Annotated in this window: 7 protein-coding genes and 1 pseudogene; 3 read left to right on the plus strand and 5 right to left on the minus strand. The window is 65.0% G+C overall.

Features of this window, described 5'->3' with window-relative positions:
- Nucleotides 1-145 precede the first annotated feature (145 nt).
- From R2N03_RS20905 to R2N03_RS20915, 3 genes and pseudogenes are all read right to left on the minus strand, one after another.
- The gene (locus R2N03_RS20905; protein ID WP_316659772.1) at nucleotides 146-508 is read right to left on the minus strand and encodes a CHAD domain-containing protein; all 363 of its coding nucleotides are present in this window, start codon (nucleotides 506-508) and stop codon (nucleotides 146-148) included.
- A gap of 26 nt (nucleotides 509-534) precedes the next feature.
- Nucleotides 535-870 (minus strand): annotated as a pseudogene (locus R2N03_RS20910) (CHAD domain-containing protein); the annotation flags it as partial.
- A gap of 105 nt (nucleotides 871-975) precedes the next feature.
- On the minus strand, nucleotides 976-1,740 hold the full coding sequence (locus tag R2N03_RS20915) for a DeoR/GlpR family DNA-binding transcription regulator (RefSeq protein ID WP_316659767.1): 765 nt from the start codon (nucleotides 1,738-1,740) through the stop codon (nucleotides 976-978).
- A 140-nt stretch (nucleotides 1,741-1,880) separates the two neighbouring features.
- Between R2N03_RS20915 and glpD the strand changes: the two genes are divergently transcribed.
- A complete protein-coding gene (gene glpD, locus R2N03_RS20920; protein WP_316659768.1) occupies nucleotides 1,881-3,458 on the plus strand; it encodes a glycerol-3-phosphate dehydrogenase in 1,578 nt (525 codons plus the stop codon).
- Between the two features lie 328 nt (nucleotides 3,459-3,786).
- Nucleotides 3,787-5,283 carry a glycerol kinase GlpK gene (gene glpK / locus R2N03_RS20925; protein ID WP_316659769.1) on the plus strand — a complete coding sequence of 499 codons (1,497 nt, stop codon included), beginning with the start codon at nucleotides 3,787-3,789 and terminating at the stop codon, nucleotides 5,281-5,283.
- A gap of 70 nt (nucleotides 5,284-5,353) precedes the next feature.
- Here glpK and R2N03_RS20930 read toward each other — a convergent pair whose 3' ends face one another.
- Nucleotides 5,354-5,719, minus strand: a complete 366-nt coding sequence (locus tag R2N03_RS20930) for a hypothetical protein (protein ID WP_316659770.1) — start codon at nucleotides 5,717-5,719, stop codon at nucleotides 5,354-5,356.
- A 192-nt stretch (nucleotides 5,720-5,911) separates the two neighbouring features.
- Between R2N03_RS20930 and R2N03_RS20935 the strand changes: the two genes are divergently transcribed.
- On the plus strand, nucleotides 5,912-6,538 hold the full coding sequence (locus R2N03_RS20935) for a DUF1415 domain-containing protein (protein WP_316659771.1): 627 nt from the start codon (nucleotides 5,912-5,914) through the stop codon (nucleotides 6,536-6,538).
- A gap of 265 nt (nucleotides 6,539-6,803) precedes the next feature.
- Here the strand turns inward: R2N03_RS20935 and R2N03_RS20940 are convergent, their stop codons facing one another.
- Entirely contained in the window at nucleotides 6,804-8,294 is a 1,491-nt protein-coding gene (locus R2N03_RS20940; RefSeq protein WP_316659773.1) for an OpgD/OpgG family glucan biosynthesis protein, read from the minus strand.
- Nucleotides 8,295-8,318 lie beyond the last annotated feature (24 nt).

Consider the following 8,318-nt stretch of genomic DNA (forward strand, 5'->3'; position numbering starts at 1 on the left):
CACATCTACTTCTCCACCGCCTCGACCACCCCGCCGTCCCTTTCGTTTCGGCGCTGTGTCGTGCAGCGAGGGGCGAATATTAGGCGGGTTTTTCGAACTGCGCAAGCCCCTTTAGTTAGTATGGTCTTTATGTGCTTTCGGGACGTCAAATCGCCTGATGGCGACGGATCCAGCGCAGGCTTTTGGCTGGACGCTTTCTCTCTGTGCGCTCGCGCATGTGAAAAACGCTCAAGATCGCAGCCGGCGGCGCGTGCTCCAGCAATCCGGTGCCACGCTGCAGCGAAACCCCGGCATCGTGAATTTCGCCCAGTGCATCCTGGAGCTTGCCCAGGTGCGCTCCGTATTGCCGAGAGGTCCACGCACCCAAAGCGGGATAGAACGCTTCATATAGATAGCGCCATTGCTTCGCCGCGATACGCGCGCGATGCAGGCGGGGCGCTGACGCCCGTACCGGGTTGCCCTCCCCCGACAGAGGAGCTTCTTTCTCAAGGCGGTGGCGCGCGCACACTTCACCCGACCGATAGCCACCTCAAGCCACTGATGCGCCGCTTCATCACGCTCGTCGAGGCATTGTTGGACAGCCGGAATCCAATCCAGAAGAGGCACATCCCACTCGCGCACCGCGCCCGTCGACGCCGCCGAGCTGCGCAGGCGCGGCTTCCATTCGGCAGTGAGCGCGACGGGCGGGATCGGCTCGAAGGTCACCTTTGCCGAGCGGAGCCCGCGCAACGTGACACGAAACTGATGGAGATCGTCATCGCCGGCATCCGGTCGAGCCAGCCTTGCCGGAATATCGCGCAAGGCGCTGACATGCTCGGTGACGGTGCCCGCGAAGACAGACAACACTGCAGAATGTGAGTTCTTGCGCACAAAAATCCCCGATGGACCCAACAGTAGAAAGCGGCGCGCAGAGTGCGCGCCTTGTCATTTCAATGTAGTCGACGGGATAAAAACCAGAATCGGCGGAATGGCGGTTCAACCGGCCTCGCTGGCGACCACCACGTCGACCTCGGCCGCGCGGAACACGTCGATCATCGACTCCGGCACCGGGAGGTCAGTAAAGAAACGGTCGATCTGGGAGACATGACCCAGGCGCACTACAGCCCGTCGGCCGAACTTGGAGTGGTCGGCGGCCAGCCAGACCTCGCGCGACTGCTCGATGATGGCCTGGGCGACGCGTACTTCGCGGTAGTCGTAGTCGAGCAGCGTGCCGTCTTCGTCGATGCTGGAGACGCCGATGATGCCGATGTCGACGCGGAACTGCTTCATGAAGTCGATCGTGGCCTCGCCGACGATGCCGCGGTCGCGGTTGCGCACGAGGCCGCCGGCGACGATGACTTCAGCATCCGGGCTGCCGGAGAGGATCGACGCGACGTTCAGGTTGTTGGTGATCACCCGCAGCCCCTTTCGGCCAACCAGCGCCTTGGAGATCTCCTCTGTCGTCGTTCCGATATTGATGATGAGCGAGCGGCCTGGTTCGACATGGCGGGCGACCACTTCGGCGATGCGGCGCTTCGCATCGATGTGCAGCACCTGGCGCTGGTCGTAATCGATGTTCTCGACCGACGACGGCAGACCGACGCCGCCGTGATAACGCGCAAGCAGGCGCTCGTCTTCGAGCTGACGAATGTCGCGGCGAATGGTTTGGGTCGTGACGCCAAGCACACGGGCAAGCGCATCGACGGAGGCATCGCCGTACTGGCGGACGTATTCGAGAATCTGGCGGTGGCGCGGAAGCATCAAATGAACACAAACGAACACATATGATCAAATTAGGCAATCCAATATGTTGCTTTATTTTCGCCTTTCACTACACTATCCGCCAACGCCTTGGAGTTCGCAACAAAAGGCGCGCAAATCAACAGGATCCAACCGAACCCATGCAAGACACCGATGCGTCGCGTCTCGATTGTGATCTGCTGGTGGTCGGAGGCGGCATCAACGGCGTGGGCATCGCGCGGGATGCTGTGGGCAGGAGCCTGTCGGTCGTCTTGTGTGAAAAGGACGACTTGGCTCAGCACACCTCCTCGGCCTCGACGAAGCTGATTCACGGCGGACTGCGTTACCTCGAATATTACGAATTCAGCCTCGTGCGCAAGGCCCTGCAAGAGCGCGAGGTACTGCTGCGGATGGCGCCGCACATTATGTGGCCGCTGCGCTTCGTGATGCCGCACGACGCCGCGCAACGCCCGGCGTGGATGATCCGCGCGGGCCTCTTTTTATATGACCATCTGGCGCGCCGGCGCTTCCTGCCCGGTTCGGAAGCCATCCGGTTCGAACGGCATCCCGCCGGCAAGCCGCTCAAGCCGGGCTACACACGCGGCTTCGTGTATTCCGACGGCTGGGTGGACGACGCCCGTCTGGTCGTGCTCAACGCCCGCGACGCCGCCGACCGCGGGGCGCACATCCTCACCCGTACGCGCTGCCTGAACGCCGAGCGCCGCGCCGATGGCTGGCATGCCTCGCTGGCGGGCCCAGACGGCATCCGCACGGTGCGCGCCAAGGCAATCGTCAATGCCGCCGGCCCCTGGGCGGCGGAATTCGCCCGCACGGCACACGCCCTGCCAAGCACGCGCGGCCTGCGGCTGATCAAGGGCAGCCATATCATCGTGCGCCGGATGTTCGACCATCCGTTCGCCTATATCTTTCAGAACCCGGATGGCCGGATCGTCTTTGCAATCCCCTATGAGAATGCATTCACGCTGATCGGCACGACCGATCTGGAATACAAGGGCTCGGTGGACCGGGTAGCCATCGATGCGGACGAAATCCGTTACCTGTGCGACATGGCCAATCGCTATTTCGCGCAGCAACTCTCGCCAGCCGACGTGGTGTGGAGCTACTCCGGTGTGCGTCCGCTGTTGGACGACAGCGCGGCCAACGCCTCGGCCATCACGCGCGACTACCTGGTCGAATGCGAGACCGGCGCCGACAGCAAGGGCGCGCCGCTCATCAACGTGTGGGGCGGCAAGATCACGACCTACCGCAAGCTGGCGGAGGAAGCGTTGGATCAACTGGCACCGTATCTGCCGGCGGCCGGCAAGCCGTCGTGGACGGCTAGCGCGTCATTGCCCGGCGGCGACCTGGAAGCCCCCGGACAGCTCGTCGCCGAATACACATTCACCGATTTTGTGACGCGCCTGCAAAAACGTTTGCCTTGGCTGCCCAGCGCACTGGCAAACCGCTATGCCCACCAGTACGGCACACGCGTGACGACGTTGCTGGCCGGTGCGACGCGACTGGAAGACCTGGGGACCGAGGTGACGCCAGGGCTGTATGAAGCGGAAATCCGCTACCTGGTCGAACACGAATGGGCCCGCACCGCGCAGGACATCCTGTGGCGGCGGACCAAGCTCGGGCTGCACGCCAGCGATGCCGACACCGGCCGACTGGAAGGCTGGCTGATGCGACATCTGCCCGAGGGGGATTCCGCGCCAGTTGCTGAACGGGCCCCCTGAACCCGCGCTGGCCTGGGAGCCGACACAGCGCGCCGGCATGAAGAACTGCGCGCCGAAGCTGAACCCGGAAAGCGATCCGTAGAAGTGGCTGTCGACCGAACACGCCCCGTGGAAGAAGCTCGACAACGAGCGTCCGAAGGGTGAGACGGTGGCCTACGACAAGCTGCTCGCAGCCTGGAAGGCCGGCAAGGTGCGCTGATCACGCGCCGCCCGCAGGGCGCCGGTCTTTGACGACGACCACCTGCGGGCTACCATGCTTGTTTCCGTTCCATCCCCTGTCGGGCAGGCCACACCCTGACCGTGCCCGACGGTCATCAGACTCTGCCTTATGGAATACCTCCTCGCGCTCGACCAGGGCACATCCAGCTCACGCGCCATCGTCTTCAACCGCGCCGGCCAGATCGTCGCCAGTGCCCAGCAGGAGTTTCCCCAGCATTTTCCGCAGCCCGGCTGGGTGGAGCATGACCCGCTCGACATCTGGAACAGCCAGCTCGCCACCTGCCGCGCCGCACTCGAACAAGCCAAACTCTCCGCCGCCGACATGGCGGCGCTTGGCATCACCAACCAGCGCGAAACCACCGTGGTGTGGGAACGCGCCACGGGCAAACCGATCTTCAACGCCATCGTCTGGCAGGACCGCCGCACCGAAGCCATCTGCGAACGCCTGCGCGCCGAGGGTCTGGAAGACGAGGTGCGCAAGCGCACCGGCCTGATCATCGACCCGTATTTTTCCGCCACCAAGCTGCGCTGGATTCTCGACCACGTGGACGGCGCCCGCGAACGCGCCGCGCGTGGCGAACTCGCCTTCGGCACCATCGACAGTTGGCTGGTGTGGCAACTCACACGCGGCCGCCTGCATGTGACGGACGTGTCGAACGCTTCCCGCACGATGCTGTGGAACATCCACACCGGCGAATGGGATGCGGACCTGATGCGCGCACTCGACATCCACCCGAGCCTGTTGCCCGAGGTGCATCCGTCCGCGTATCAATTTGGGCAGACCGATGCCGACTGGCTCGGCGCCTCGCTCACCATCGGCGGCATTGCAGGCGACCAGCAATCCGCCCTCTTCGGCCAAGCGTGCTTCAAGCCCGGCATGGCCAAGAACACCTACGGCACCGGCTGCTTCATGCTGCTCAACACGGGCGACAAGGCGGTCCAGTCGCACAACGGGCTGATCAGCACGGCGGCCTGTCAGAGCGGCCCGAAACGCAGCTACGCGCTCGAAGGCAGCGTGTTCGTGGGCGGCGCGGTGGTGCAGTGGCTGCGCGACGGGCTGCGCGCCATCCAGCGCTCCGCCGACGTCGAAGGCCTGGCCGCCTCGGTGCCCGATTCCGGCGGCGTGGTGTTCGTGCCGTCGTTCACGGGCCTGGGTGCACCGTACTGGGATCCAACCGCACAAGGCGCCATCGTGGGCCTCTCGCGCGGCACGACCATCGGCCACATCGCCCGAGCCGCACTGGAGTCGATTGCCTTCCAAAGCACCGCGCTGCTGCAAGCCATGACGCGCGATGCCGTTTCCACCATCTCGGAACTGCGCGTCGATGGCGGCGCCTCGGCCAACAACCTGCTGCTGCAGTTCCAGGCGGATCTGCTCGGCATTCCGGTCGTGCGTCCGGAAATCATCGAGACGACGGCACTGGGCGCAGCCTACCTGGCCGGCATCGCCACCGGCTTCTATCGGGGGGAGGACGAAGTCGCCCGGCAATGGCGCGCCTCGCGCACCTTCCACCCCGTGATCAGCCGCGACGAGGCCGCGCACCGGATCGCGCAATGGGAAATGGCCGTCGCGCAGGTCCGCCTGCCCACCGCGCGCGGACACTGAAACGCCGGCACGCCGCCCTCAGAAAGAAAGGCGACCGCCGGGTCGCCTTTTTCATGCCGTCACCGACGGCTTACTTGCCTTCGGTGTTGGGGACCTGCGCAGGGCCACCTTGTTCCTGCATGGCTTCCTTGCGCTTGTCGCGTGCTGCCTTTCTCTCCGCCTTGCGGTTTGCCTTGGCGGCCTTCTTCTCTTCCTTGTACGCGGCCTTGGCGTCGGACTTGCGGGCCTTGTATTCGTCGCTGGCTGCCTTGTCGTCAATGCGCTTCTGCACCAGCGGGTCAGACGACGAGGTGGCCGGCCCGCCTTGTGGGGCGGCCTGCACGGTGCCGGTGGTCTGCGGAGAAGTCTGCGGTGCGGGCGTCATCTGTGCGAAAGCAGTCGACGCAGCAAACGTGGCGGCCACGGCGAGGGCGGTTTTCAGGCGCAGTTCAATCATGGTTGAGCTCCTTCTTTTACAAAAACACGGAATTGACTGACCACATAAGCGGCGCGTGAAGCACCTGAAGTGATCTCGGCGCACATCAAGGGCGCGCGCCGGACGTTGCAAATCACAACACCCATTCCGTCGCAAGAAGCGCTCCCACACCATCGACTACACTGCGCGCTGTCTCATCCCACCCCGCACGCCGTGTCCAATCACGCCCTCGATTTCGTCTTGCTCGATCCACCCGCCGATGTCCTCAACTTGGACGCGGATGCCGCCGCCCTTCATGTCGCGACCGTGCAGCGCTGGCTGGAAGACGCCGTCATCGGCCTGAACCTGTGCCCCTTCGCCAAGGCCGTGCACGTCAAGCGGCAGGTTCGATACGCCGTCAGCCGCGCCACGATGGACGGCGACGTGCTCGACCACCTGCGTGCCGAAGCCGACCTGCTGCACGCCACGCCCGCCGCACAGATCGACACCACGCTGCTGATCGTCCCCGCCCTGGCCGACTTCCTCGACTTCCACTCGCTCACGGAACGCGCCGAATCGCTGCTCGCTAAAGCCGGCTACGAAGGCGAATTGCAACTGGCCAGCTTCCACCCCCACTTCGTCTTCGCCGATGCCGACCCAGACGACATCGCCAACGCCACCAACCGCGCGCCCGTCCCCATCCTGCATCTGCTGCGCGAAGACAGCATCGCCCGCGCCGCCGCAGCCGTACCCGACGCAGCGGACATCTACGAACGCAATATCGCGACGATGGAAAAACTGGGCGCGGAAGGCTGGGCAGAAATGGCAAAGAGGTTCAGCAAGACACCGCCCCGCGATTAACCAACAGCAGCGACGGTGTAGCCGTACCCTGCCCTATGCGGCGCCTTGAATTTTTGTGAGCGGGCGGAAAAAGGAAGGAGGCTTGTCTGAGCGCAGCGAGTTTGCCTCCTTCCCCGCACGGTCACACAAATTCAAGGAGTCTTTCGCCGCATCGGGCGCGCCTTTCTTTGCTTACTTTCTTTGGCAAGACAAAGAAAGTGAGTCAGCCCCGGCAGGGGATGAAACAAGGGGCGCACCACCCGCATCCATCAAGCAAGCCAAAGAATCAAACCGCCCGATCCACCGGCGGCGTCCACTGATACGCCCAAGTCTCAGACAACAACCGCTCCCCCGACTGCAACGTCAGCAGCAACTCAATCGGCGCATTGCTAGCATCCGGCACCACATCGAACATCGCCCGGACACCATCGATGCTCGCCAGCGGCCGCGCCGACGCAATCTCCACCCGCCCGCGCGAGGCACGGATGACAGGCTCCACAGTCGACCCCGCCGTGCTGCGCCCCAGCCGCGACAACTCGCCGCCGGCAAAGTCCACCACAAACCGCCACGAGAAGTATTTGCGCGGCTGCCCCACCACGCCGCCAATGCCCGTGCGCGTGGCCACCACCCGCGCCAGCGGTGAGGCCGCAGCAGGCTGCGCGCCCCACGTCAGCCGATAGCCGAACGCCAGCTCCTGCCCCGCATGCGGCGCCACGGCCGGCCGCCAGAACGCGACGATGTTGTCGAAGGTTTCATCGTTGGCCGACAGCTCCACCAGCTCCACCGCGCCCTCGCCCCAGTCATGCGTGGGCTCCACCCACACGCTCGGGCGCTTCTCGTAGAACACGCCGTCGTCCTGGTAATGATCGGGATTGCGATCGCGCTGCAGCAGGCCAAAGCCGCGCGGGCTGTCGTCGGCAAAGCGCTGGCTGCGCAGCATGGGCGGATTGGCCAGCGGCCGCCAGACCCATTCGCCCGAGCCGCGCCAGATGGCCAGGCCGTCCGAATCATGAATTTCCGGGCGCCAGTCCGACGCGCGCCAGCGACGTGCTGCGCTGTGGCGATCGCCGGCGCGGTCGGTACGGTCATTCTCGCCGTAGAGGAACATGCTGGTCAGCGGCGCGATGCCCAGGCGCTCGATCGGCTTGCGCACGTAAAGCGTGACGGCCACGTCCATCACAAGCGTGTCGCCAGGGCGGATGTCGAAGCGGTAGATGCCGGCCACGCTGGGCGAATCGAGCAACGCATAGACGCGCAACGTGTCGGCATCGGCAGCCGGGCGCACCAGCCAGAATTCGGTGAAGTCCGGAAACTCTTCTGCGCGGGGCAAGCCGGTATCGATCGCCAAGCCCCGCGCCGACATGCCGTACTGCCACTGCCCGCCCACAGCGCGGAAGTAGCTGGCACCCAGGAAGGCGGCCACATCGCGCGTCGGGTCCGCCCGGGTGGTCAGCCGGAACCCCGCGAAGCCGAGGTCGGCAGGCAGCGACTGGTGATCCAGACCGCTCTTGCCATAGTCGAACATCGCCGGATCGTAGGCGATGACATGGGCCTGCCCGTCCACGACCTCGCGCATGCGCACCGGCGACTTGAAGAACAGGCCCAGGTGGAAAAATCTCGCCTCGAATGGCAGGTGCCGCCCCGCCCACAGGGCATGATCCGCGCGGTAACCAATCGACTGGTAGGCGTCCCATCCGAGCGTGGCCAGCGGCCCCGGCAGTCGTGGGGGGGGGGGGCGGGTGGGGGGGGGCGGCCCGGGCGCCGCGCGCGGGCCCAGGGTGGTCGGCGTAAAAAGGTCACG

The sequence above is a fragment of the Ralstonia condita genome (assembly GCF_958405655.1).
Lineage (GTDB): Bacteria > Pseudomonadota > Gammaproteobacteria > Burkholderiales > Burkholderiaceae > Ralstonia > Ralstonia condita.

Coding starts and splice junctions, on each gene's coding strand:
- R2N03_RS20915 (WP_316659767.1), bottom strand. CDS start 1,740: ATGCTTCCGCGCCACCGCCAGATTCTCGAATACGTCCGCCAGTACGGC.
- glpD (WP_316659768.1), top strand. CDS start 1,881: ATGCAAGACACCGATGCGTCGCGTCTCGATTGTGATCTGCTGGTGGTC.
- glpK (WP_316659769.1), top strand. CDS start 3,787: ATGGAATACCTCCTCGCGCTCGACCAGGGCACATCCAGCTCACGCGCC.
- R2N03_RS20930 (WP_316659770.1), bottom strand. CDS start 5,719: ATGATTGAACTGCGCCTGAAAACCGCCCTCGCCGTGGCCGCCACGTTT.